Origin of the sequence: Enterococcus malodoratus (genome assembly GCF_027659535.1) — a bacterium.
In the GTDB taxonomy this organism is placed as follows: domain Bacteria; phylum Bacillota; class Bacilli; order Lactobacillales; family Enterococcaceae; genus Enterococcus_A; species Enterococcus_A malodoratus.
Map to the genome: position 1 here is coordinate 403813 of NZ_JAQDPG010000002.1, position 24174 is coordinate 427986.

Below are 24174 nucleotides of genomic sequence, written 5' to 3' on the forward strand. Positions count from 1 at the left end.
TCAAATTGATATGACCTTTAAAAAATCTTTTAAAAATTATTAAATTGTATCACCATTAAAGATCGAATTCTTAACAACCACATAATCAACCTTTTGCAAGGCTTCCAAATCATTTCCGCCAGCATAAGAAATCGATGATTGCAAATCCTGCTGCATTTCAACCAATGTGTCTTTTAAAGAACCTTTATAAGGAATCCAAATTTTCTTTCCTTCGACATTTTTCTTTTCACCTTTTTGAAACTCAGAGGCGCTGCCGAAATATTCTTTATAAACCACACCATCGTCAACCTTCGTTTCCCCCGGTGACTCTTCATGTCCAGCAAACAATGAACCGATCATGACCATCGTAGCGCCGAAACGAATCGACTTTGCAATATCGCCATGAGTTCGAATTCCGCCGTCCGCAATGATTGGTTTGCGGGCAGCCTTTGCACACCAGCTCAAAGCCGCTAATTGCCAGCCGCCAGTTCCAAAACCCGTTTTGATTTTCGTAATACAAACTTTCCCAGGTCCAATGCCAAGTTTCGTTGCATCCGCACCGGCGTTTTCTAATTCACGCACGGCTTCTGGTGTACCAACATTCCCAGCAATAACAAACGTCTCTGGTAAATATTTTTTTATATGCTTAATCATATTGATTACCGGGTCAGAATGACCGTGGGCAATATCAATCGTGATAAAATCAGGATTTAACTTTTCTTCAGCAAGTTGTTTTACAAAATCATATTCATACCCTTTTACACCAACACTGATCGATGTAATCAAGCCGCGAGACTGCATCTTCTTTATAAATGGAATTCGTTCTTCTTCATAAAAACGGTGCATGATATAGAAGTAACCATTCTCCGCCAAAAATTCGGCAATGTTTTCATCAATGATCGTCTGCATATTTGCAGGCACGACTGGCATCTTAAAACTAAACTTTCCTAATTGGACGGTCGTATCACATTCTGATCGACTGTTCACAATACACTTGTTAGGGATTAACTGAATATCTTCATAATCAAATACTTTCATAATGGCCTCCAATGATTAAGCTAACTATCTCATCTATTTTTGTCCTGTACGTCCACGCTGAACTAGCTTTACCCCAGCTATAAATTTTTCTTTTATGCTGTACAAAATCGCGAAAAGCGTGACCGACAAAAAAACATAGGGCGATATCGCCCTATGTAATTTACAACATAATCATATAAAAAGCAAGCTGATTTTGACTTTTATAGCAAAAAACACGAACATTAACTTTTTAAACCAGCATGTTCCTTAATTTTTTTGCCTGCAGACTTACTAAAAAGACAACATCTTCCATCTCTTCTTCATTCGTTACTTTCATTTCAATCTGCTGAGTATTTTTCGATACATCTTCAAATTTTTCCTTGAACTCATCTGACATCACTTTTACCATCGGGGATAAATAGCTTATCCCAAAATCCGGAAATGGTGTGATAACAGAAAAATAATCCTTATGGATCTTGATGCGACAAAGCAAACCATCATATTGTTCAATTACAAGCTGCCAACCTGTTTGTTTCTGAAAAATGTATTTGATTTTAGGATCATAATGTCTCATGATTTGGGCCAATAATATTTTTAAATACTGAGAATTGGGTAATCCTGACAAAATCGTCTGAAGTTCGTGTTTGTTATCATCAGCTTTGGATCGTTTTCTTTCCATGGTCCTCGCCTCTTTCACTACGCTCTGGAACGAAAAATAATTCTAACTAATGCAATTGTCTGTATGAGTTAAATTCATTTTATTTTTCTTCGTTTTCATATTTCCTTTTAACGCTTTTTTCATATTTAGTTTAACACTTTTAATTAAAGCTGTCATTTTTTAAATCTCGCTTGGTTTTAAGCATAATAAAAAACGACCCTAAGGTCGTTTTTTATTATTTTAACGATTTCGCTCCAATGTCATTGCGGTAAAAATAGTCCTTAGTATCTGCTTCCTTTAAAGCTTGATAAACGATCTTCTGTGCGGTCTCAATCGTTTCAGCCTCAGCTTCTACTAAAAGCACTCTGCCCCCAGAAGCTCGTGCTGACCCTTGCTCTTCCGTTACGCCAGCATAATAAACCGCCACCTGCTCGCCGAATTCTGGTATCGCCATCCCTTTTTTATAGTCATTAGGATAACCTTCCGCTGCCAAAACGACACCTACGCAAGCCTGTTCACTCCAGATTAACTCAGGTTCTTGATCCTTTAATAGGTCATCGATTATTTGTGCCAAATCGCTTGTTAACCGTGGCAATACGACTTGTGTCTCGGGATCACCAAAACGAGCATTGAATTCGATTACTTTTGGTCCAGTTTCCGTTGCAATTAGGCCGGCATACAAAATACCTGTAAATGGTGTTCCATTTGCCATCATACCTGAAGCTGCCGGTTTTAAGACCTTGTTTACGGCCGTTTCGACCATTTCTGATGAGATTTGCGGAACCGGCGAATAAGCACCCATTCCACCGGTGTTTGGTCCTTTATCCTCATCATAAGCACGCTTATGGTCTTGAGAGATCACCATTGGATAGACTTTTTCATTTTTAACGAATGCTAGTAACGAGAATTCTTCACCCGCCAGAAACTCTTCAACAACAACCTTATCGCCGCTTTCGCCGAAACGATGATCCGTCATCATTTCTTTCAAAGCCTGTAAAGCTTCTGCTAAAGTCATTGCGACTGTTACCCCTTTACCAGCCGCTAAACCATCCGCTTTGATTACGATCGGTGCCCCTTTTTCTTGAACATAATCACAGGCTGCTTGATAGTCAGTAAATGCTTCATAAGCTGCGGTTGGAATATGATTGTCTACCATAATTTTCTTCGCGAACTCTTTCGATCCTTCAATCATCGCCGCCGCTTTGTTCGGTCCGAAGATTTCAAGTCCTGCCGCTTGGAAATCGTCAACGATTCCATTAAGCAACGGAATTTCTGGCCCCACAAAAGTCCAAGTAATTTCCTTTTCATTTGCAAAAACGATTAAGTCTTTATGGTTATCTTCAGCGATATCTACCAATTGAATCCCATCATTTTTCATACCCGGGTTGCCCTTCGCACAAAAAACATCGGTTACTTTCGGACTCTTCAACATTTTTTTTGCGATGGCATGTTCGCGGCCACCGCTGCCAATAATTAATACTTTCATTGAATCCTCCTCGAATTAATGCCTGAAATGACGAATACCAGTAAAGACCATCGCAACACCATATTTATTGGCCATAGCGATTGAATCTTTGTCTCGAATACTTCCACCTGGTTGAACGATTGCTTTGATTCCATGCTGAGCAGCATATTCCACACTGTCATCCATTGGGAAATAGGCATCGCTAGCTAGAACTGCCCCGTCCATCCGGCCTTTCGCTTCCTCTAAAGCGATTTTGACTGAACCTACACGATTCATTTGCCCAGCACCAACACCCACCGTTTGATGTTCATTGGCAACAACAATCGCATTTGATTTCACGTGTTTAACTGCCTTCCAAGCAAAAGCCAACGCTCTTAGCTCTTCTGCGGATGGTTTGCGATCCGTTGCCACTTCCCACTCTTCTGGAATTTCTTCGACTACATCTTGCTCTTGAACAAGTAAACCGCCTAATACTGAAACCATTTCTGGTTGACTATTCACTTGATTACTAAAGTCTAAGGTCATTAAACGCAGATTTTTTTTGTTGGACAATACGTCAAACGCTTCTTTACTGAAACTTGGTGCAATGATGATTTCCAAGAATAATTTATGCATTTCTTCAGCTGTCGCAAGATCAACCTCACGATTGGCAACTAAAATCCCGCCAAAAATTGATGTTGGATCTGCTTCATAAGCAAATTGATAGGCCTCTGAAATCGTCCGGCCGCTGCCGATACCACATGGATTCATATGTTTCAACGCTACGACTGTCGGCTCGGTGAATTCACGAGCGATGCGAATAGCCGCATCCGCATCTTTGATATTGTTATAAGATAATTCTTTTCCATGTAACTGATGAGCGCTTGCGATTGAATAAGCTGTCGGCAACGCATCTTGATAAAAAGCTGCCGTTTGATGGCTGTTTTCACCATAACGCAATGTTTGCTTCAAATCATAAGTTAGAGTCAACTTTTCTGGCTCAACATCATTCACGCTCTTTGTCAAATAGTCAGCGATCAACGCGTCATAAGCAGCGGTGTGACGAAAAACTTTTGCTGCTAGACGTTTGCGTGTTTCTAAAGAAGTTGCTTGATTGCTTTCCAATTCAGCTAATACCAGCGCATAATCTTTCGGATCAACGACAACCGTTACTGATTGAAAGTTTTTTGAGGCAGAACGCAGCATGCTTGGTCCACCGATATCAATGTTTTCGATCGCATCTGCTTCCGTCACATCTGGTTTAGAAATTGTTTCTTTAAATGGATACAGATTCACACAAACAAAATCAATTGGTTGAATATCATGTGCTTTCATTGCATCCATATGAGTCGTTAAATCTCTTCGGCCCAGCAATCCGCCATGAATTTTAGGATGGAGCGTTTTAACCCGTCCATCCATCATTTCTGGAAAGCCTGTTACTTCATCAATACTCAACGTCGGAATTCCGGCTTCATCCAAAACTTTTTTGGTTCCGCCAGTTGAAATTATCTCGACTCCTGCTTGAACCAATCCTTTAGTAAATTCTACAACTCCGGTTTTATCTGAAACACTAATTAATGCTCTTGTCATGATGACACTCCTTATTCCTGATAATATACCTATATTTGGTCTTCTTACCGTATATAGCCGCCATTATTAAAACTATTTATAGCCGCGTTCATTTTTCATCCGATTTGCATACTTCTGCAAGAACTTCTGGATAGAGCCGATGTTCAACTTGATGAATCTTTCGCTCTAAATCGGCTAGACTATCCTCTTTGGCGACCTGTACTTTGCCTTGAGCAATGATTGGCCCAGTATCTACTCCACTATCAACATAATGAATCGTGACTCCAGTTTCTTCCACACCTGCTTCATAGGCGTCCTTAATTCCGTGCAGACCTGGAAAATCAGGCAACAGTGCTGGATGAATATTGACGATTCGATTTGGAAAGGCCGTTAACAGCTCTTCGCCGATGATTCGCATGTATCCCGCTAGGACAACTAGTTCTACATCATAACGTTTTAATACATCTAACAGCGCAGCCTCGTAGCTTTTTTTATCGGAAAATTCTTTCAGTTCAAAACTTTCACAAGGAATCTCAAACCGCTGGCCTCTCTGAAGTACATAAGCATCATGATGGTCTGAAAATAATAGGACTAATTCGGCTGGAATCTTTTTTTCTTTGACTGCCTGAGCAATCACCTCAAAATTCGACCCATTTCCTGATGCTAAGACGGCTATTCTCATGCCTTAGCTCCTTTAAAAACGATCGCCGAATCTTGTTTGTCAGTAACTTTGCCAATCACATAGGCAGCTTCATTGCGTTCTTTCAAATCGGCCTGTAAATCGGCTAGTTTTTCTGGTGCCACTGCCAATACCATACCGATACCCATATTGAAAATCTCATACATCTCCATTTCAGGAATCTCACCATATTTCGCTAACGCATCAAATATCGGCAAAACGGGCCAAGAACCCAATTCAATCTCGCATGCCAAGTCCTCGGATAACATCCGCGGCAGGTTTTCAACAAATCCGCCGCCGGTCACATGGGCGATACCGTTAACTAATTCTTTTTTGACTAGCGGTAAAACTGACTCAACGTAAATTTTAGTTGGCGTTAAAATTTCATCACTCAATGATTCACTCAATTCTGGAAGTTTTTCATCAATCGCAAAGCTATTAGTTTCAAAGAAAACTTTACGTACTAATGAATAACCATTGGAATGAATTCCCGATGATGGCAATCCAACTAAAACATCTCCAGCTTTGATATTCTCGCCGGTAATCATCTGGCTTTTCTCAGCAATGCCTACAGTAAATCCGGCTAAATCGTAATCATCTTCGCCATACATTCCCGGCATCTCAGCAGTTTCTCCGCCAATCAAAGCCGCCCCCGCTTGTACGCAACCTTCGGCGACACCAGCAACGACTTGTTCCAGACGTGCAGGCACATTTTTACCTGTGGCAATATAATCCAAGAAGTAAAGCGGTTCAGCACCTTGTGCCACGATATCATTTACACACATCGCCACACAATCGATCCCGATTGTATCATGTTTATCAGCTTGGATCGCTACCATCAATTTCGTTCCGACTCCGTCCGTACCAGAAACTAAAACAGGTTCTTTCAGATCAAATTGACTTAAATCAAAGCACCCGCCAAATCCACCGATGGCTCCCATTACGCCTAATCGCTCGGTTCTTTTGACATGCTTCTTGATACGTTCTACTACTTCATAACCAGCTTCAACATCGACACCGGCTCTGGAATATGCATTTCCCACTCGATTCTCTCCTTATTCATTTTTCAAAAAATCGAAAAATAAGTTTTTTTTATTTTGCTTTATACCAGTCAATAACGTTTTTATTGCTAAAATGTTTGTCAAAAATTGATTGCAAAAAAACGAAGCTGGTCTGCTCTTATTATTTCTATCCTTTAAATAAATGACGTTTTTTCTTTTAAGGTTGCTTGATAATGTGCCTCGTAATCATAAAGTGGCGTTGGATAATCACCGTTAAAATAAGCCATACATAATCCTGAATAAGGGGCATCAAAATCTAATCCGATCGCGTCGATCAAACCATCTTCACTTAAGAAGGACAACGAATCTGCACCAATCATTTCGCGAATCTCTTCGATCGAATGATTCGCGGCAATTAGTTCCTTACGCGTTTGAATATCAATCCCATAAAAGCACGGATAACGTAATGGCGGTGAAGCAATGCGTACGTGGACCTCTTTCGCTCCAGCTTCTTTCAAAAGATTAACGATTCGGCGGCTAGTCGTGCCTCGTACGATTGAATCATCGACCATAATGACTCTTTTGCCTTCAACGACTCCCCGAACAGCTGAAAGCTTCATTCGAACACCTTGTTCTCGAAGCTCTTGAGTAGGCTGAATGAATGTCCTGGCTACATATTGATTTTTCACCAAGCCCATTTCATAAGGGATACCAGATTCTTCCGCATAACCGCTGGCCGCAGATAATGAAGAATTTGGCACACCCACAACCATGTCTGCTTCAATCCCGGCCTCTTGCGATAAAATCCGGCCCATATTTTTACGAGCACTATGCACATTGACACCAGCAATATTAGAATCAGGTCGTGCAAAGTAAATATATTCCATTGAACAAATTGCGTGTTGAGTATCTTCAGTGAAACGTTCAACAGTTAAGCCTTCATCATTGATCGTGATAATTTCGCCCGGGTTAACATCCTGGATGAATTTTGCACCCACAACTTCCAAGGCACAAGTTTCAGATGCGACAACGTAAGCGCCATTAACCATCTGCCCAATCGATAACGGACGGAAACCATTTGGATCAAGTGCTGCTACCATTGACTCTTCGGTTAACATTAGGTAGGCAAAACCGCCCTTAACCGTGTCTAAGGCCTCTTTCATTCGTTCGCACAATGACTCTTTTTGACTACGGCGAATTAGATGCATCAAAATCTCTGTATCAGAATTTGAATGGAAGATCGCGCCATCTATTTCCAATTCTTTTCGAAGACTTTTGGCGTTGGTCAGATTTCCATTATGAGCCAAAGCAAAATCCCCATCGTAAAAATTGAATAGGAAAGGCTGAATGTTATCAACACTGCTAGTTCCTGCTGTAGCATAACGGACATGTCCAATTGCTGATTGTCCAGTCAATTGATTCAATTGACGTTCGTCTTTGAAAACTTCGGATAATAAACCCAAACCGCGTGTACTCATCAATTTGCCGCTGTCATTACTGACGATTCCGGCACCTTCTTGTCCACGATGCTGCAAACTATGCAAGCCAAAATAAGTGACGCGAGCAGCATCTGGGTGTCCCCAGATGCCAAAAACGCCACACTCTTCATTTAAACTTCTTACTTCATTAGACATGGAATGGCTTCCTCCCATAATTCTTTCGCTTCACTAGTCGCTACCTTAATTTCCCCATCGTTAGCAGTTACTTTAAGCTCACCTGTATTGGTGACTTCGCCAATCTTCACAGCGTTCTCTCCAGCTAACTTTTCAAAAGCTGCTTGATTTTCTGCTTTAACAGAAAGGACAAAACGAGATTGTGTTTCAGCAAATAGATTTTCTACTGGCATAATAACAGTCACATCAACCCCTAAAAGATTGTTAAAGGCTGCTTCTGCAATCGCAACAGCTAAACCACCCTCGGCACAATCATGGGCACTTGCAACCAAACCAGCCTTGATTGCTAAAAGAACCAACTCTTGATTCGCTTTCTCAACAGATAAATCAAAGTCCATTAATTTTCCTTCGATTAGACCTTTTTGAATTTTTTGAATCTCAGTTCCATTAAAATCGGCTTTCGTTTCACCGATTACATAAATCAAATCACCCGCTTGTTTGAATTCTTGCGTCGTGATATGGGCCAAGTCTTCAATCAAACCTACCATTCCGATCATCGGTGTTGGATAGATTGCCTTACCGTTTGTTTCGTTGTACATAGAAACGTTTCCTGAGATAACTGGTGTGTTCAAAGTACGACATGCTTCTGAAATACCATCAGCAGAAGTCCATAATTCCCAGAACCCTTCTGGTTTTTCAGGCGAGCCGTAGTTTAAACAATCCGTAATCGCTAATGGTTGTCCACCAGAAGCAACAATATTACGAGCTGCTTCGGCAACCGCGATCTGTCCGCCAACTTCAGGATTTAAATAAAGATAACGAGCATTACAGTCAGTTGTCATTGCCAACGCTTTATTTGTTCCACGTACTCGCATCACTGCTGCGTCGCTTCCGGGGCGTACAACAGTGTTTGTCCTAACCTGTGAATCGTACGTTTCATAAATCATTTTCTTCGAAGCAATAGTTGGTTGCTGCAATAGTGATAACAAGGTTTCTGATGCATCGTTCACTTCCGGTTTGAAATCGGCCATGTTCGCAAATTCTTGGATACGAGCAGGTTCTTTCTTCTCATTTTCGTAAACTGGAGCATCCTCAGCTAACGCATCAACTGGCAAATTAGCAACTTCTTTTCCATGATGATATAAACAATACATACCGTCATCCGTTACTTCACCGATCGTGACTGCATCTAATTCATAACGCTTAAACAGTTCGACCACTTCATCTTCGTGGCCTTGTTCCACACAAATCAACATCCGTTCTTGTGATTCGGATAACATCATTTCATACGGTGTCATATTTGTTTCACGCTGCGGCACATCATCAAGATACAGTTTTAGACCTGATCCGGCCTTTGATGCCATCTCAGAACTTGAGGAGACTAAACCAGCAGCCCCCATATCTTGGATACCAACCAAAATATCTGCATGATCTGAAATCAATTCTAAACAAGCTTCCAACAATAATTTTTCCATGAATGGATCGCCGACCTGAACAGCCGAGCGTTGTTGTTCTTCACCCTCCACAAACTCTTCAGAAGCGAACGTAGCACCATGAATTCCATCACGACCCGTCTTAGCTCCCACATACATGATAGAATTGCCAACACCCTTAGCTTGGCCTTTTTGAATATCTTTATGATCCATTAATCCCACACACATGGCATTTACTAATGGATTTCCCTCGTAACAAGGATCAAATGCTACCTCGCCACCAACTGTTGGAATGCCGATACAGTTTCCGTAACCGCTGATTCCAGCGACAATTTCTTCTAATAAGTATTTTGTACGAGGAGTGTTCAACTCACCAAAACGCAAGGAATCCAGCATCGCTATAGGTCGAGCACCCATGCTGAAGATGTCGCGAATGATTCCGCCGACACCTGTTGCTGCGCCTTCATAAGGCTCTACTGCTGAGGGGTGATTATGACTTTCAGCCTTGAAAACAACGGCTTGTCCATCGCCAATATCGACGATTCCCGCACCTTCTCCAGGACCTTGTAAGACTTGTGGTCCATCTGAAGGGAATTTTCTTAAGACTGGTTTTGAATTTTTATAAGAACAATGTTCACTCCACATTACGGAGAAAAGTCCGGTTTCAGTATAATTTGGCAGGCGTCCAAGAATCTCTTCTGAAATTAAGCGATATTCTTCATCGGTCAAACCCCATCCAGCGTATACACGCTGATCTTTGATCTCTTGAGCCGTTGGTTCTAATTTCATCATTAGTTTGCAGTCACCTTTCCAAAATTATTTAATATAGAAGCAAAAAATTTCTTGCCATCGTCTGAGCCAAGCAATTCTTCCATCGCCCGTTCTGGGTGAGGCATCATTCCTAAAACGTTTCCAGCCTTGTTAGTGATACCGGCAATGTTTTCAACACTTCCGTTGATATTCTCACCTTCGTAGGTGAAAACAATTTGGTCATTGGCTTTAAGATCGGCCAGTGTTTCATCATCGCAATAATAATTTCCTTCGCCGTGAGCAACGGGAATTTGAATTACCTCATTTGCTTGATACTCGGAAGTAAATTTTGTTTGGTTATTCACAACTTTAAGCGGGGTAATTTTACTAATAAACTTCAATGAGTCATTCCGGCGTAATGCTCCAGGCAGCAAACCTGCTTCAGTCAGAATCTGAAATCCATTGCAAGTACCGAAAACCGGCTTGCCTTCTTCAGCGAAGCGAATAACTTCTGACATAATATTGGCGAAACGAGCGATCGCACCACAACGCAGATAATCACCATAAGAAAAGCCGCCAGGAAGCAAGACTCCGTCGAAGCCTTCCAAGCTGTCTGCATCATAACGAACGTACTCGCAATCCGCTCCCATGATTTCCTTCATCGCCCAGTACATGTCCAAATCACAATTTGAGCCGGGAAATACAATGACTGCAAATTTCATGTTAAACTTCCTCCGATGTCATAATTTCATAACGATAAGTTTCCATATTAACGTTGGCTAACAACTTGTCACAAACTTCCTCAATCATTTCTTCAACAGGGCGATCACTTTTAGCAACTTTGATTTCGAAATATTTTCCGATTCGAACATCCTCGATCTCATCATAGCCTAGACGATGCACAGCACCTTTCACCGCTTCTCCCTGTGGGTCTAATACAGAATCCTTATACGTTACATAAACTTTCACAAAATACATGCTTATTCTCCTCGCTTTTCTAATCTATTTAGTACTTCTTGATATACCGGAATAATGTCACCTAAGTCTCGACGATAAATATCCTTATCTAAATGTTCATTCGTTTTCTTGTCCCATAATCGACAAGTATCAGGGGAAACCTCATCAGCCAATAAAATAGAACCGTCGTTTTGACGACCAAATTCCAATTTGAAATCAATCAATTTGATCTCCATTGAATCAAATAATTCGATCAGTGCTTGATCGACTTCCAGAGCCATCTGACGTAATTGCGCTATTTCATCTGCTGTAGCAATTTCTAACAACTTGATATGATCTTCTGTAACCATTGGATCATCCAGTTCGTCGTTTTTGTAATAAAACTCAACGATTGGTGATTTCAATGGTGATCCTTCTGGGATAGCCAGTCTTTTTGAAAAACTTCCCGCAGCAACATTTCGAACAACTACTTCTAAAGGGATAATCTCAACTGCTTGAATCAGCTGCTCATTTGCAGAAAGCTGTTTAATATAGTGATTCTTAATTTCTTTACTTTTTAAGTAATCAAAAATTCGTCCAGTGATTTGATTATTAAGTTCGCCTTTACCACTAATTTGATCCTTCTTTGCACCATTCAAAGCAGTCGCTTGATTTAAGTACTCGACCCAAACTATTTCAGGGTCATCCGTTTGAAACAATTGTTTTGCTTTTCCTTCATACAGTAAAGTGCCTTTTTTCACGTCTTAACGCTCCCTTTTGATGAACATTCTAGAAACAAACACCAAAATCGTTCGTTTCTTAATTTCATCTTTAGTGTAACAACAGAAAATAAAATTTTCAATAATATATCGGATATTATAATGAAAGAACACTACTAATGTTCGTGTTTAGAAACTTGTTTGTTCCCTAGTTTCGTTGCAGCAACAAAGACAGCGTTTACATTTTGTGAAAATGGTGCTATATTTAATTCGAATGAAATAGATGGAGGAATGGCTTATGCTAGATGCACCTGCAGCAGCTCAAAAATTTCTTGATTCAATGAAAGATACAGACAAGCAACATTTGTTTAATGCCTTGTTAGGGTTGGACTCTACCCACAGCCTGAATTGCAATACGAGCTTTTATTCTTATCGTAATTTAAAGAAGCTTTTGCATCCAAAACAGTCTCAAGCAATGCAGTCTTTGCATTTTTCCAATCATTCTCAGGAAGAGTTAGTCATTAGACAGCTGAAGGATCACTCATTCTTAAAAAATTCTTATCGAATCGAGATTCTTCTAAATAGACAAACTTATGACTATCGTTTGATAGACTGCTTATTGGAACAACTTCACGAAAGTTGTTTCGCGGATATTTATTCTTATGCATAAAACAAAAAACCTCTTGCCGGCTGGCAAGAGGTTTTTTTTATTTTATACCTACACGTTCAAAAACTTTATCAACATTTTTCAAATGGTAATTATAATCAAACGCGTCGTCTAAATCAGCGGCGGATAAAACGCTCGTGATCTTTTCGTCAGCATCTAATAACGGACGGAATTGCACTTGGTTGTCCCAAGCGTAGGCTGTTTTTGGCTGTACCAAATCATAAGCCTCTTCACGAGTCATTCCTTTATCAATTAATTTCAGCAAAACACGCTGGCTATAGATCAACCCGAATGTCGCTTGCATATTACGCTTCATATTTTCTGGGAAGACCGTCAAGTTCTTAACGATATTTCCAAAACGATAGAGCATGTAATCTACTAAAATAGTTGTATCTGGTGTGATGATCCGTTCAGCGGATGAATGAGAAATATCACGTTCATGCCATAAAGCGACATCTTCAAAAGCAGTAATCAAATGACCGCGTACCACACGAGCCAATCCGGTCATATTTTCAGAACCAATTGGGTTGCGTTTATGAGGCATCGCCGATGAACCCTTTTGTCCTTTTGCAAAAAATTCTTCCACTTCCCGTGTTTCAGATTTTTGAAGTCCGCGAATTTCAGTTGCGAAGCGTTCGATCGACGTTGCGATCAAAGCTAGACTTGAAAAATATTCCGCATGTAAATCTCTAGGTAAAACTTGAGTCGATACTTCTTGTGGACGAATACCTAATTTTTCACAGACAAATTCTTCAACGAATGGCGGGATATTCGCAAATGTTCCAACTGCTCCAGAAATTTTACCAGCTTCCACACCTTTTGCCGCATGTTCAAAACGTTCGATATTGCGTTTCATTTCTGAATACCAGGTTGCTAGCTTCAAACCAAAAGTCGTTGGTTCAGCATGAACACCATGAGTCCGCCCCATCATAACGGTATCTTTGTGTTCTTTGGCCTTTTCACCAATAATCGCTAAGAAATCCTGCAAGTCTTGACGCAAAATATCATTGGCCTGCTTATAAAGATAACCATATGCCGTATCTACTACGTCCGTACTGGTCAACCCGTAATGAACCCACTTGCGCTCTTCGCCCAGTGTCTCAGAAACTGCCCGGGTGAAGGCCACTACATCATGTTTTGTTGATTGTTCAATTTCTAAGATCCGATCAATATCGAATCCCGCATTCGCGCGAATTTTTTCTACATCAGCCTTAGGAATCTCACCTAACTCTGCCCAAGCTTCATCTGCTAAGATTTCTACTTCTAACCATGCTTTATAACGATTTTCATCGCTCCAAATATTTCCCATTTCAGCTCTTGTATATCGAGTTATCATTATGTTCTCCTTTTTTCCTGCTAATGAAAGAATTTTAAAAAGATTTGTTTACGTTCGACGCTTTTTAATCCCACGTCTCAGTTTTCTTGATATCATCTAATGTGCGTTGGATGCTATCCGTTAAAATCGTAATATGGCCCATTTTTCGACCCTTTTTAGGCATCGCTTTACCATAATAGTGGAAATGCCAATCTGGCCACAGATCGATCATTTCATACGTCTTCAACAAATTCTCGCCCAAAACGTTGATCATCACCGCGTTTGATAGTAACCTCGGTTCACTCAAAGGCCAGCCGCAAATTCCGCGAATATGGGCATCAAACTGACTCATCGTGCAAGCTTCAATCGTATAGTGACCGGAATTATGTGGTCGCGGTGCAATTTCATTAACGTAAAGCGCTCCTGCCTTTGTTAAGAAAAATTCTACGCAAAGCGTTCCAACCAAATCTACCCCTTGTGCGATTACTTTGGCGATTCGACTCGCCTCTTTCGCAACAGCAGGCTCAATTCCAGCAGGTGCAATCGTTTCATGAAGAATATTGTTGCGATGGATATTTTCTACTACTGGGAATGTTACATAATCGCCGATGTTGTTTCCCGCTACCTGAACAGACAATTCCTTTTCAAAAGGAATCCATGCTTCTAAAACACATGTCCCTTGACGCAATAGGTTCATCGACGGTGCTAAATCGGCTGTACTTTTCAATACGTATTGTCCGTGTCCGTCATATCCTCCGCGAGTAGTTTTCAACACGCATGGATAACCGATCCCTTCAATGGCATCTTGAATATCCGTAGGACTGATAATCGTCGCATACGGAGCAATCACGATATTATTATTTTCTAAAAAGGACTTCTCCATTAGACGATCTTGACTGATCGCCAAAAGATCAGTACCTTGGGGAACATTTGCGAAATGTTGAATTTGATTAATCGTATCAACATCCACATTTTCAAATTCATAAGTAATCACTTGTGATCTGCGGGCCATTTCTTCCAGAGCCATTTGATCATCGTAATCAGCAACAATATGCCAATCCGAAACTTGCGCCGCCGGACAATCTCCAGTCGGATCGATCACACCTGTGCGAAAACCCATTTCCTTTGCGCTGATAGCCATCATACGGCCTAGTTGTCCTCCGCCTACGATACCAATCGTAGAGCCTGGTTTTAACGATTTAACCAAGTTGTTCACTACTTTCCAATACAGTTTGTGTCATCTGCTGCCGTTTTTCTTCCAATCGGTCAGCTACTTTTTTATCATACATTGAAAGCATCTGAGCCGCAAGTAGTCCTGCGTTAGTTGCACCTGCTTTTCCGATTGCAGTGGTAGCAACAGGTACACCTCCGGGCATTTGTACAATAGATAATAAGGAATCTAGCCCATTTAGTGCCTTGGATTGGACTGGAACACCGATTACCGGCAAAGTCGTTTTCGCCGCTACCATACCCGGTAAATGAGCCGCACCGCCTGCGCCGGCAATAATTACCTTGATTCCACGTCCACGCGCCTTCTCTGCAAAGTCGAACATTAAGTCCGGTGTACGATGAGCAGAGACAACTCGTTTCTCGTATGCAACGCCTACTTCATCGAGGCTCTCGCAAGCATGTTTCATTGTCTCCCAATCGGATGTACTTCCCATAATAACTGCAACTTCTGGATTCATAATTAGCTCCCTTCGTTAGTCAAACTTATTTTAGCAAGTCCCAATAAGTAAGTCAAAACGTAATTCGAATATTAACAGATAATTTTAATCCATCGTTCGTGTTTCATCCGAATAGAAAAAAACGCAGCTTACGCCGCGCCATTTTCTATTTTAGTTTCTCTTTTATACCCGTGAAATAGAAGGTTCAGAATAATAGCAGACAAACTGCTCATAACGATACCGTTGCCCGTAAACATTTGAACTGTTTCCGGCAATTTCGAAAATAGTGTCGGCATTGCATTAAAACCTAGACCAAAACCAATTGAAATCGCAATAATCAATAGATTTTTTTCATCGTTATAGTTTACTTTTGATAGCATCTTCATTCCCTGAACAGCAACCATGCCGAACATTACCAGCATTCCTCCGCCTAAAACCGGTTCAGGAATAATTTGAGCAAGAGCTCCGACCTTTGGGAAAAGCCCCAAGATGATCAAAAAGATCGCTGAAAAGTAAATTGGACGGCGTGTTTTAATTCCAGATAATTGCACCAGCCCAACATTTTGCGAGAAACCAGTATAAGGGAATGTATTAAATAGTCCGCCTAAGATGACAGCTAAACCTTCAGCACGATAGCCTCGTTTTAAATCATCCTCTTTTACCTGTTTACCAACAATATCTCCTAAGGCAAAGTAAACACCAGTAGACTCAACCATACTTACAATAGAAATAATAATCATTAATAGAATAGAAAATGGCTCAAATTTCGGTGTTCCAAAATAAAATGGTTGCGGTACATGGAACATTGGTGCGTGTCCAATCGCCGCTAAATCTACTTGTCCTAAAAGTGCTGCTAAAACTGTTCCGCCGACTAACCCAACTAATACTGCAATCGAACGAACAAATCCACGACCGAATACCTGAATAGCTAAAATCAATAAGATCGTCACGAAAGCCAAGAGCAAATTCGTAGGATCTCCAAAGGTTTTGTTAGCAGCATCGCCGCCGCCCATTTTGGTAATGGCTACCGGAATCAATGTTAAACCAATAGTTGTAATGACTGTTCCTGTAACGATCGGCGGAAATAATTTTTCTACCTTAGAAAAGAAACCTGAGATCAGAACAACAAAAATCCCCGCTGCAATAATGGAACCATAGACTGTTCCAACCCCTTGTGTCTGTCCAATCAAGATTAATGGAGCCACGGCTTGGATCGCACAACCTAAAACAACTGGCAGACCGATTCCGAAGAATTTATTTACCGTCAATTGCAGCAGCGTCGCAACGCCACACATGAAAATATCGATCGATATCAAATACGTCATTTGTGCTTCATTGAATCCCAACCCAGTCCCAATCAAAAGGGGGACTGCTACTGCTCCTGCATACATTGCTAAAAGATGCTGTAAACCTAAAACTGCTGATTTTCCATTTCCTGTTTCGCTTGTCACTCTATGCGTCCTCCTCGATAAACGTTACTTTACCGTCATGTAAGGAAGAAATTCTCGCTAAGGAAACAACTGGGATATCCATGTCCTCGATTAATTGGCGACCATCTTGGAAAGATTTTTCGATCAAAATACCAATTCCGGCAACATTGGCTCCCGCCTGTTGACATAATTCAATTAATCCTTTAGCGGCTTGCCCGTTCGCTAAGAAATCATCGACTAATAAGACATTGTCCTCTGCAGAAAGGAATTTACGAGAAATAGAGATTGTGCTGGTAACTTGTTTAGTAAAGGAATAAACAGAAGCGGTCAATAGTTCTTCATCCATCGTTAAACTCTTAGACTTGCGGGCAAAGATCATCGGCACTTTCAAAGCTTGTGCAGCATAAACAGCCGGCGCGATCCCAGAAGCTTCAATCGTTACTACTTTCGTGATTTTTTTGTCCGCGAAAACTTCCGCTAAACGTTTGCCCATGGCATCCATCAATTCAGGATCAACTTGGTGTGTGATAAACTCATCAACTTTTAAAACACCTTCACCTAAAACGCGGCCATTGTCTTTGATACGATCTGTCAATTCTTTCATTATACTCTTCTCCTTTTTCATTTCTTGTCGTTTTTTGATTACTACAAAAAACGCACCTCATCTGCAAAGCAAAAAAGGTACGTAACCGTACGATTTTTACTTATAGTCTTGCGTTTACGGCACAAGGTAGAAACTGTCAACCATATTATGACGATATATAAGTTCACTGCCAATGAAAATTTTCACTGGAGTTTATGAAATATGAAGATTATTATAGCAGATAGAAATCAGCTGTAAACTAGAATTATTTCAAATGAGAAGATTGATAGTTGAATTAAATGGTTATCTCACTTTCGCCAACAATCCTTTCTATTTATAATAAGAAGAAATACTCCGACAGTAATCTTGACGATTCAAATTAATTGGCAATCCTGGATTGATTTGAGATGATTAGGTATATGGAAACAATCAGATAAGGAGGAGCTTCAATTGCTTGATTTTTATTCTATTTCAGGTGAAGGTATAAAAAAAGAGACTCGCAAAGGAAATTGGTTAGCTGTTTCTAATCCAACTGAAGACGAAAAGGAGCAATTACATAATGACTATGACCTGCCAAAAAAATTCTTTTCATTAGGCGAGAACTATTCAAATGTTTCTTTTTTTAAAAAATACCAAACGGAAGATAAAGACCCCATTTGTCTGATGCTCTTTATCAATATTGAATCAATTGATGAACCAGAATTACTCTCTTCCACCGTAACGATTTTTTTAACTTCAGAGGTTTTGATCACGGTAAGTGAATCGCCACTTATTGATGAAGTGCTAGAAAATTATAAATCCGATATTACTACAAAAGCCGGACTGATCCTGCATACACTGCAAGTGATCAACAGTCATTATCTTGCCTTTCTACGGAAGCAGCGTGAAACAATTGAAGAAATCAGTCAAGGAACCTCGAACGGTTCGAACAAAACTATTCTGGAAAAAACGACTCACACAGAGAAGAATCTAGTTTATATTGATAATCTCTTAAAAGAACAGCGTAAAACAATCAATCATCTTTTAGAGTCAAGTCTCGTTTCTTCTGATAGGGATTTGGCGATTGAGATCGAACTTCAAACCAAACAGGCAACCACTTCTGTTCAGATCTATCGAGAGATGCTCGGCTCGATCAGCGGGCTAATTAATAGCATGATGGATAATCGTCTAAATCAATTAATGAAGTTTTTAAATACAGCCTCTCTGCTCCTCGCTTTACCGACATTGATTTTCAGTCTATGGGGAATCAACACAGGTGGTTTATTGTGGCGCGATTCTGAAATTGGCTCAATTATGGTCGTACTGCTGGCTTTACTCATTTCCATTGTGAGTGGCGTTTATCTCTTCAAAAAAGATTACGATGCATAAAAAAGAAGCAACGGCATTTTTAGGCCGTTGCTTCTTTTCTTTTAGATTATTTTAGTTCGTTGGCTACTGAGAAGTGGCCAATAACATCAGTGATACGGTTCAAGTCAACGTTACCGCCGGATACGACAGCAACAACTTTTTTACCTTTCACATATTTATCCACTTTACCAGCAAGAATAGCTGCTGTAGCTAATGCGCCAGCGCCTTCAACAACGATTTTTGTCCGTTGGATTAAATCTTTCATAGCAACTTCGATTTCTTGTTCAGATACAGTAACCATATCGTCAACTAGAGCCTCAACTACTTCGAAAGTAAGATCTCCCGGAAATTCTACCGCACAACCGTCAGCAATTGTTGGAGCCACTTTATAGCCCACTTTTTTGCCTTCGCGGAATGAAGCAGTCATACCATGGATATTATCCGCTTGAACACCAATGATATTGATGTTTGGATTGAATGTTTTCATTGCGACTGCAATACCAGAAATCAGTCCGCCACCGCCGACAGGAACGATTACAGTATCGACATCCCAGATAGAATCTAGAATTTCAAGACCAATCGTGCCTTGTCCAGCCATTACAGATTCGTCATCGTAAGGAGGAATGTAAGTCACGCCAGTTTCTTCAACGATTTTTTCGCAGTAAGCTTTCGCTTCATCAAAACCAGAACCATGAAGAATAACTTTTGAACCATATCCTTCAGTTGCTTCAACTTTCGCTTTTGGTGCAGTTTCAGGCATTACGATCGTGCTTTCGATACCTAATAATTTAGATGTCAAAGCCACACCTTGTGCATGATTACCGGCTGAAACGGCGATAACACCTTTATCTTTTTCCGCTTGTGTTAAATGGGCGATTTTGTTGAACGCTCCACGGAATTTGAATGAACCAGTTAATTGCATATTTTCCAATTTCAAGAATACTTGACCGCCAGTTTTTGCGGTTAAGAACATTGATTGAATTAAAGGGGTCACACGACCATATTGTTTTACAACATTTTTAGCTTCATGAATGTCTTCAATAGATACAGGCAATTTTGTCATTGTATCAGTCATTACAGAACATCTCCTACCTCAGTATAAGTAACATCGATTGAATCTGCTAAAGCTTTAGAAACGACTTTACCATTGTATACGCTCAAACCTGATACTAATGAATCATCAGATTTCAATGCTTCTTCTAATCCTTTCACGCTAACTTCTTTAAGGAATGAAATATTTCCTTTAGCTAGAGCGATTGTAGCTGTTCTTGGTGTAGCACCAGGCATATTAGGAACAGCATAGTGAATTACGCCATGTTTAGTAAATACAGGATCCGCATGGTTCGTTGGTTTGTCGATTGTTTCAACAGTACCACCTTGGTCGATCGCAATATCAACGATCACAGAACCTGGTTTCATTGATTCAACCATGTACTCTTTAACTAATTTTGGTGGCTTAGCCCCTGGAATCAAGATAGTTGAAATAAACACATCTGCTTCTTTGATTTTATCTTCTAAGTTTTCAGTATTTGAAACGATTACATCAACGTTATGGTCTTTGTAACGATCTTGCAATTGTTTGATACGTTTTTCGTTCACTTCAAGGATGATTACGTGGCAACCGATACCAACAGCCATATCTGCAGCATTTTCAGCAGCATTCCCGCCGCCTAAGATAACGATTGTTCCAGCTTCAACGCCTTCGATTCCTGGAAGCAAGATTCCTTCGCCGCCGTGTTGTTTTTCTAAGTAATATTGACCTAAGTTAACTGCACGACGTCCAGCAATCGCACTCATAGGTTTCAATAATTCTAAAACACCATTGATCGAAATGTTTTCACCAGATAAAGCAGTAACGCCAACTTCCATCATTTTTTCAACACAAGCTTTATTCGCTGCTAAGTGTAAGAAGCCCCAAATAATTTGACCCTTTTTAAAATAGTGGTATTCACTTTCCATTGGTTCTTTAACTTTTACGATTAGATCAGCAGTCCATGCTGTATCTGTATCTACAATCTTACCGCCTGCTTCAACATATTGTTCATTAGTAAAACCTGAACCTGCACCAGCATTATCGTCAACTAGTACTTCATTTCCTGCTTCAACTAAAATTTTTACGTTCTCAGGTGTCATGCCTACACGTGCCTCACCTTGTTTTGGATCTTTAATTACGCCAATTTTCACGGTAAATCACTCCTATAGATTTATTATCGAAGTTCTTTAACTTCGGAACAAGTTTAATATATCACAATGCCTTTTTTAAGCAACGATCATGCCTCAAGTGTTATTGATATCTCATTCTTTCAAACAACACCTTAATTTAACCAAAAAAAAATATCTGAAAACACTGTTATAACAGCGTTTTCAAATAAGAATGTTTTCATTTTAGTTTTTATTATTCTCTTCAAAAAGTTCTTTTAATAAAAATAGGTGCAAACGTTACCACGTTTTTGTGTGAATATTCTCATTTGAAATCGGCTCAACTTTGTTATTTGAAATGAAAACAAAAAAGCTGAGGAATTATTCCTCAGCTTTTGTTTGGCAGTCCGGACATAAGCCATATACCTCTAAACGGTGTTTGTTGATTTGATACCCAGTCAGTTTACTCGAAGCCATCTCCACATCTTCTAATCCAGGATAGAAAAAGTCAACGATTTTTCCGCACTCTGTACAAATTGCATGATAATGCTGCTTATTCGTGAAATCAAAACGACTTGCTGCATCTCCATAGTTCATTTCTTGAACAATGCCGATCTCAACGAATTTTCTCAAGTTATTGTACACTGTCGCCACACTCATGTTTGGGAAGCGGCTTTCTAGTGAACGAAAAATCTCATCAGCGGTTGGATGATTACGATACTGGATCAAATACTCTAAAATGGCATAACGTTGTGGCGTGATTCGGACTCCACCGGCCTTTAATTCTTTGACCGCTTGATCAACTGCCTCATTTACCATATAAGCCCCTCCTGTTTGTATTCTCTATTAAAATGATACTATTATCTGAGGGGAAATACTAGTTGGATTCAAAAATTAATGTTTTTCATAAACTTATTGGTTAAATTGAAATAATTCGGTAGATAAGTAGCGTTCACCATTATCTGGCAATAAAACCAATACTTTTTGATCAGGATTCATTTTTTTCGCCACTTCTATTGCTGCGAACAACGCAGCCCCAGAAGATATCCCTACTAGAATCCCTTCTTTTTTCGCAATTTCACGTGCAGTTTCCATTGCGTCACTACCACTTACAGCTAAAACTTCATCATAAATGTTAGTATTTAAAATACTTGGAACAAAGCCCGCACCGATACCTTGGATTTTATGAGGCCCAGGTTGACCACCTTCTAAGACAGGAGATTCCTCTGGTTCCACCGCATAAATCTTAATATCTGAATACATGCGCTTCAGTTCATTCCCTACACCGGTTATAGTACCGCCTGTACCCACACCAGCCACAAAAGCATCTAAGCCATTTTTCTCAAAGGCGTTAACAATTTCTTTCGCAGTTGTTTCTTCATGAACTTTTGGGTTTGCCGGGTTATCAAATTGTTCTGGAACAAATCCATTATTTTCCTTCGCCAATTCGTTTGCTTTGGCGATTGCACCTTTCATACCATCAGGTCCAGGAGTTAATACTAGGTTCGCTCCATAAGCTTGCATCAATTTGCGACGTTCAATACTCATTGTCTCAGGCATTACTAAAGTTACAGGATAGCCTTTTGCTGCACCCACCATCGCTAAACCAATTCCGGTATTCCCAGATGTTGGTTCAATAATAGTCATCCCTGATTTCAATTTGCCGCTCTTTTCTGCATCTTCAATCATTCTCAATGCAATACGATCTTTCACGCTGCCGCCAGGATTAAAGGATTCGACCTTCACGTAAATCTGTGCCATATCCTCAGTTGTCATACGCCCTAATTTCACGATAGGTGTTTCACCGATAGTATCAAGAATTGAATTATAGATTTTTGTCATTTTTCCTCGCTCCATTCCTTACCTTATGTAAGTTATATTAACGAATAATGAGAAAAGATGCGAGAATTTCGACTTTTAATCCACTTTAAACCATTTAACTTAATAATTCAGGACTCTTTTAAAAAAAGAACTGACTCATTACAAGAATCCTACTTTACTAAGGAGTTAAATTCAAGGGGAAATTGATAAAAATTGAGCGGACAAAAAGATGGAGCAATTTGCTCCATCTTTAGAAGGTTAAATAACGATTGTATCTCCAGGCATGATGGTTGAATCAGAACTCCAACCATTGTCTGCCAACAGTTGATCCACACTGATGCCAAATTTTTCAGCGATTCCCCAAATTGAGTCCCCTGATTGGACAGTGTATGATTGTCCGCTTGCTTGAGACGATGAAGCTGTTTGAACAGCCTGCTGTGTACTTTGAGTTGATTCAGCTTGTTGGCTTTGTTCTGTTGACTGAACAGCTGTACCCGCTCCTGGTGTATCAAAACGAGTCAAATTATACGATTGAATCAAAGAAATCAATTTGCTGGCATAACTTGGATCTGTCGCATAACGTCCCGTTAAATAAACTGCTGCATCCTGATAACTATTGGTATGACTTTTTCTTGCTCCGGCATAATAAGAGCCTGTCAATAGGTTTGCATGGGCTTGGAAAGATTCTGAATAACTGCTGTAAACGGCAAATGGTTCATTCATCGTTACCCATTGACCATCTAGATACTCTTGCGTACTCATCGTTACGGAAGGTCCGCCGTTATATTCCTTCACACCGAATAAATTATAATACGGTGCACTAGACAATTGAGAAGACCCAAAACCGGTTTCAACTAATGCTTGGGCAACCATGATCGATGCATAAAGGTCATTTGACGAAGAAACCTGCATCGCTGAGGCACCTAATTGTTCAATAAATGCGGATTGATTTTGCGTTTGGCTAGTTTCAGCTGCATTTGCCTTAACGGTATTCATAGCTAAAACACCTGGTGAAAGAATCATTGCTGTTCCTAATAAGGGCACTGTTCTTTTCGCCGCTTTGATCCGCTTTTCCTTCTGCTGTGTTCTTATATAATTGTATTTTTCGGTACGAGTCTTAAACTGGTTCATTATATACCTCCAAGAAACCTTTACAAAGCTCTTCATTTTTAATTACTTTAAAAGTATAATCCAAGAACAATTAACAAACAATTTAAATACTACAAATTCACTAATTTGTCATTACTTCGTAATATGTGTAATGAAAAAGTTGTTATGTTTCTGTTTCGAAACACTTGATTTTTTTCATTCCAATTAATCAAGTATTAATTTCACGAAAAAAAAGCAAAGCAGCATTGAAAAAATACTGTTTTGCTTTTCAGTTTAAAGTTCCATTTTTTGTTTACA

23 protein-coding genes and 1 riboswitch are annotated in these 24174 nt (G+C 40.0%); of the genes, 2 read left to right on the top strand and 21 right to left on the bottom strand.

What is annotated here, in order from left to right; translation table 11 throughout:
• Positions 1-39 precede the first annotated feature (39 nt).
• From guaC to purC, 11 genes are all read right to left on the bottom strand, one after another.
• A complete protein-coding gene (guaC, locus tag PGP85_RS05290) occupies positions 40-1017 on the bottom strand; it encodes a GMP reductase (RefSeq protein ID WP_010739078.1) in 978 nt (325 codons plus the stop codon).
• A gap of 229 nt (positions 1018-1246) precedes the next feature.
• Entirely contained in the window at positions 1247-1675 is a 429-nt protein-coding gene (locus PGP85_RS05295) for a DUF3788 family protein (protein WP_010739077.1), read from the bottom strand.
• A gap of 214 nt (positions 1676-1889) precedes the next feature.
• Positions 1890-3140 carry a phosphoribosylamine--glycine ligase gene (gene purD, locus PGP85_RS05300; protein ID WP_270326423.1) on the bottom strand — a complete coding sequence of 417 codons (1251 nt, stop codon included), beginning with the start codon at positions 3138-3140 and terminating at the stop codon, positions 1890-1892.
• A 15-nt stretch (positions 3141-3155) separates the two neighbouring features.
• A complete protein-coding gene (gene purH / locus PGP85_RS05305; protein WP_010739074.1) occupies positions 3156-4688 on the bottom strand; it encodes a bifunctional phosphoribosylaminoimidazolecarboxamide formyltransferase/IMP cyclohydrolase in 1533 nt (510 codons plus the stop codon).
• Positions 4689-4776: 88 nt separating this feature from the next.
• Positions 4777-5349: a phosphoribosylglycinamide formyltransferase gene (gene purN, locus PGP85_RS05310; protein ID WP_270326426.1), complete on the bottom strand. Its 573-nt coding sequence runs from the start codon at positions 5347-5349 to the stop codon at positions 4777-4779.
• Complete coding sequence (gene purM / locus PGP85_RS05315) at positions 5346-6389, bottom strand: phosphoribosylformylglycinamidine cyclo-ligase (RefSeq protein WP_270326427.1); 1044 nt, start codon at positions 6387-6389, stop codon at positions 5346-5348. The genes purN and purM overlap by 4 nt, the downstream gene beginning before the upstream one ends.
• 152 nt (positions 6390-6541) lie before the next feature.
• Positions 6542-7981 (bottom strand): amidophosphoribosyltransferase, encoded by a 1440-nt coding sequence (purF, locus tag PGP85_RS05320; RefSeq protein WP_010739071.1) that lies wholly within the window; start codon positions 7979-7981, stop codon positions 6542-6544.
• Positions 7966-10185, bottom strand: coding sequence for a phosphoribosylformylglycinamidine synthase subunit PurL (gene purL / locus PGP85_RS05325; RefSeq protein WP_270326428.1), 2220 nt, complete (start codon positions 10183-10185; stop codon positions 7966-7968). The genes purF and purL overlap by 16 nt, the downstream gene beginning before the upstream one ends.
• Positions 10185-10865, bottom strand: coding sequence for a phosphoribosylformylglycinamidine synthase subunit PurQ (gene purQ / locus PGP85_RS05330; RefSeq protein WP_010739069.1), 681 nt, complete (start codon positions 10863-10865; stop codon positions 10185-10187). Before purQ ends, purL begins: the two co-directional genes overlap by 1 nt.
• Position 10866: 1 nt before the next feature.
• Positions 10867-11121 (bottom strand): phosphoribosylformylglycinamidine synthase subunit PurS, encoded by a 255-nt coding sequence (gene purS / locus PGP85_RS05335; RefSeq protein WP_010739068.1) that lies wholly within the window; start codon positions 11119-11121, stop codon positions 10867-10869.
• A gap of 2 nt (positions 11122-11123) precedes the next feature.
• Positions 11124-11840 (bottom strand): phosphoribosylaminoimidazolesuccinocarboxamide synthase, encoded by a 717-nt coding sequence (gene purC / locus PGP85_RS05340; RefSeq protein ID WP_270326430.1) that lies wholly within the window; start codon positions 11838-11840, stop codon positions 11124-11126.
• A gap of 256 nt (positions 11841-12096) precedes the next feature.
• Here purC and PGP85_RS05345 point away from each other — a divergent pair, with 256 nt between their 5' ends.
• Positions 12097-12468: a hypothetical protein gene (locus PGP85_RS05345; protein ID WP_010739066.1), complete on the top strand. Its 372-nt coding sequence runs from the start codon at positions 12097-12099 to the stop codon at positions 12466-12468.
• A gap of 37 nt (positions 12469-12505) precedes the next feature.
• Here PGP85_RS05345 and purB read toward each other — a convergent pair whose 3' ends face one another.
• The 5 genes from purB to PGP85_RS05370 all read right to left on the bottom strand — a co-directional run bounded on the left by purB (position 12506) and on the right by PGP85_RS05370 (position 17481).
• Positions 12506-13801 carry an adenylosuccinate lyase gene (gene purB, locus PGP85_RS05350; RefSeq protein WP_270326432.1) on the bottom strand — a complete coding sequence of 432 codons (1296 nt, stop codon included), beginning with the start codon at positions 13799-13801 and terminating at the stop codon, positions 12506-12508.
• Positions 13802-13865: 64 nt separating this feature from the next.
• On the bottom strand, positions 13866-14987 hold the full coding sequence (purK, locus tag PGP85_RS05355; protein ID WP_172463173.1) for a 5-(carboxyamino)imidazole ribonucleotide synthase: 1122 nt from the start codon (positions 14985-14987) through the stop codon (positions 13866-13868).
• Entirely contained in the window at positions 14980-15468 is a 489-nt protein-coding gene (gene purE / locus PGP85_RS05360) for a 5-(carboxyamino)imidazole ribonucleotide mutase (RefSeq protein WP_010739063.1), read from the bottom strand. Before purE ends, purK begins: the two co-directional genes overlap by 8 nt.
• 128 nt (positions 15469-15596) lie before the next feature.
• Positions 15597-16898: a nucleobase:cation symporter-2 family protein gene (locus tag PGP85_RS05365; protein WP_010739062.1), complete on the bottom strand. Its 1302-nt coding sequence runs from the start codon at positions 16896-16898 to the stop codon at positions 15597-15599.
• A 1-nt stretch (position 16899) separates the two neighbouring features.
• A complete protein-coding gene (locus tag PGP85_RS05370; RefSeq protein WP_010739061.1) occupies positions 16900-17481 on the bottom strand; it encodes a xanthine phosphoribosyltransferase in 582 nt (193 codons plus the stop codon).
• 83 nt (positions 17482-17564) lie between these two features.
• A riboswitch (purine riboswitch) is annotated at positions 17565-17662 on the bottom strand.
• Positions 17663-17910: 248 nt separating this feature from the next.
• On the opposite strand from PGP85_RS05370, the gene PGP85_RS05375 reads away from it, so the two are divergent.
• Positions 17911-18828 carry a magnesium transporter CorA family protein gene (locus PGP85_RS05375; RefSeq protein ID WP_010739060.1) on the top strand — a complete coding sequence of 306 codons (918 nt, stop codon included), beginning with the start codon at positions 17911-17913 and terminating at the stop codon, positions 18826-18828.
• A gap of 46 nt (positions 18829-18874) precedes the next feature.
• On the opposite strand, the gene tdcB is transcribed toward PGP85_RS05375, so the two are convergent.
• The 5 genes from tdcB to PGP85_RS05400 form a co-directional block, all read right to left on the bottom strand.
• Entirely contained in the window at positions 18875-19882 is a 1008-nt protein-coding gene (gene tdcB, locus PGP85_RS05380) for a bifunctional threonine ammonia-lyase/L-serine ammonia-lyase TdcB (protein WP_010739059.1), read from the bottom strand.
• The gene (gene ald, locus PGP85_RS05385; protein WP_010739058.1) at positions 19882-20991 is read right to left on the bottom strand and encodes an alanine dehydrogenase; all 1110 of its coding nucleotides are present in this window, start codon (positions 20989-20991) and stop codon (positions 19882-19884) included. The genes tdcB and ald overlap by 1 nt, the downstream gene beginning before the upstream one ends.
• Positions 20992-21327: 336 nt before the next feature.
• The gene (locus PGP85_RS05390; protein WP_010739057.1) at positions 21328-21765 is read right to left on the bottom strand and encodes a Fur family transcriptional regulator; all 438 of its coding nucleotides are present in this window, start codon (positions 21763-21765) and stop codon (positions 21328-21330) included.
• A 93-nt stretch (positions 21766-21858) separates the two neighbouring features.
• Entirely contained in the window at positions 21859-22788 is a 930-nt protein-coding gene (cysK, locus tag PGP85_RS05395) for a cysteine synthase A (protein WP_010739056.1), read from the bottom strand.
• A 237-nt stretch (positions 22789-23025) separates the two neighbouring features.
• Entirely contained in the window at positions 23026-23898 is an 873-nt protein-coding gene (locus PGP85_RS05400) for a glucosaminidase domain-containing protein (protein WP_270326435.1), read from the bottom strand.
• Between the last annotated feature and the right edge of the window lie 276 nt (positions 23899-24174).

What these genes read in the sequence shown, in the direction of transcription:
- guaC (WP_010739078.1), bottom strand. Translation starts at nt 1,017, where the DNA reads ATGAAAGTATTTGATTATGAAGATATTCAGTTAATCCCTAACAAGTGT.
- PGP85_RS05295 (WP_010739077.1), bottom strand. Translation starts at nt 1,675, where the DNA reads ATGGAAAGAAAACGATCCAAAGCTGATGATAACAAACACGAACTTCAG.
- purD (WP_270326423.1), bottom strand. Translation starts at nt 3,140, where the DNA reads ATGAAAGTATTAATTATTGGCAGCGGTGGCCGCGAACATGCCATCGCA.
- purH (WP_010739074.1), bottom strand. Translation starts at nt 4,688, where the DNA reads ATGACAAGAGCATTAATTAGTGTTTCAGATAAAACCGGAGTTGTAGAA.
- purN (WP_270326426.1), bottom strand. Translation starts at nt 5,349, where the DNA reads ATGAGAATAGCCGTCTTAGCATCAGGAAATGGGTCGAATTTTGAGGTG.
- purF (WP_010739071.1), bottom strand. Translation starts at nt 7,981, where the DNA reads ATGTCTAATGAAGTAAGAAGTTTAAATGAAGAGTGTGGCGTTTTTGGC.
- purL (WP_270326428.1), bottom strand. Translation starts at nt 10,185, where the DNA reads ATGATGAAATTAGAACCAACGGCTCAAGAGATCAAAGATCAGCGTGTA.
- purQ (WP_010739069.1), bottom strand. Translation starts at nt 10,865, where the DNA reads ATGAAATTTGCAGTCATTGTATTTCCCGGCTCAAATTGTGATTTGGAC.
- purS (WP_010739068.1), bottom strand. Translation starts at nt 11,121, where the DNA reads ATGTATTTTGTGAAAGTTTATGTAACGTATAAGGATTCTGTATTAGAC.
- PGP85_RS05345 (WP_010739066.1), top strand. Translation starts at nt 12,097, where the DNA reads ATGCTAGATGCACCTGCAGCAGCTCAAAAATTTCTTGATTCAATGAAA.
- purB (WP_270326432.1), bottom strand. Translation starts at nt 13,801, where the DNA reads ATGATAACTCGATATACAAGAGCTGAAATGGGAAATATTTGGAGCGAT.
- purE (WP_010739063.1), bottom strand. Translation starts at nt 15,468, where the DNA reads ATGAATCCAGAAGTTGCAGTTATTATGGGAAGTACATCCGATTGGGAG.
- PGP85_RS05370 (WP_010739061.1), bottom strand. Translation starts at nt 17,481, where the DNA reads ATGAAAGAATTGACAGATCGTATCAAAGACAATGGCCGCGTTTTAGGT.
- tdcB (WP_010739059.1), bottom strand. Translation starts at nt 19,882, where the DNA reads ATGACTGATACAATGACAAAATTGCCTGTATCTATTGAAGACATTCAT.
- PGP85_RS05390 (WP_010739057.1), bottom strand. Translation starts at nt 21,765, where the DNA reads ATGGTAAATGAGGCAGTTGATCAAGCGGTCAAAGAATTAAAGGCCGGT.
- cysK (WP_010739056.1), bottom strand. Translation starts at nt 22,788, where the DNA reads ATGACAAAAATCTATAATTCAATTCTTGATACTATCGGTGAAACACCT.
- PGP85_RS05400 (WP_270326435.1), bottom strand. Translation starts at nt 23,898, where the DNA reads ATGAACCAGTTTAAGACTCGTACCGAAAAATACAATTATATAAGAACA.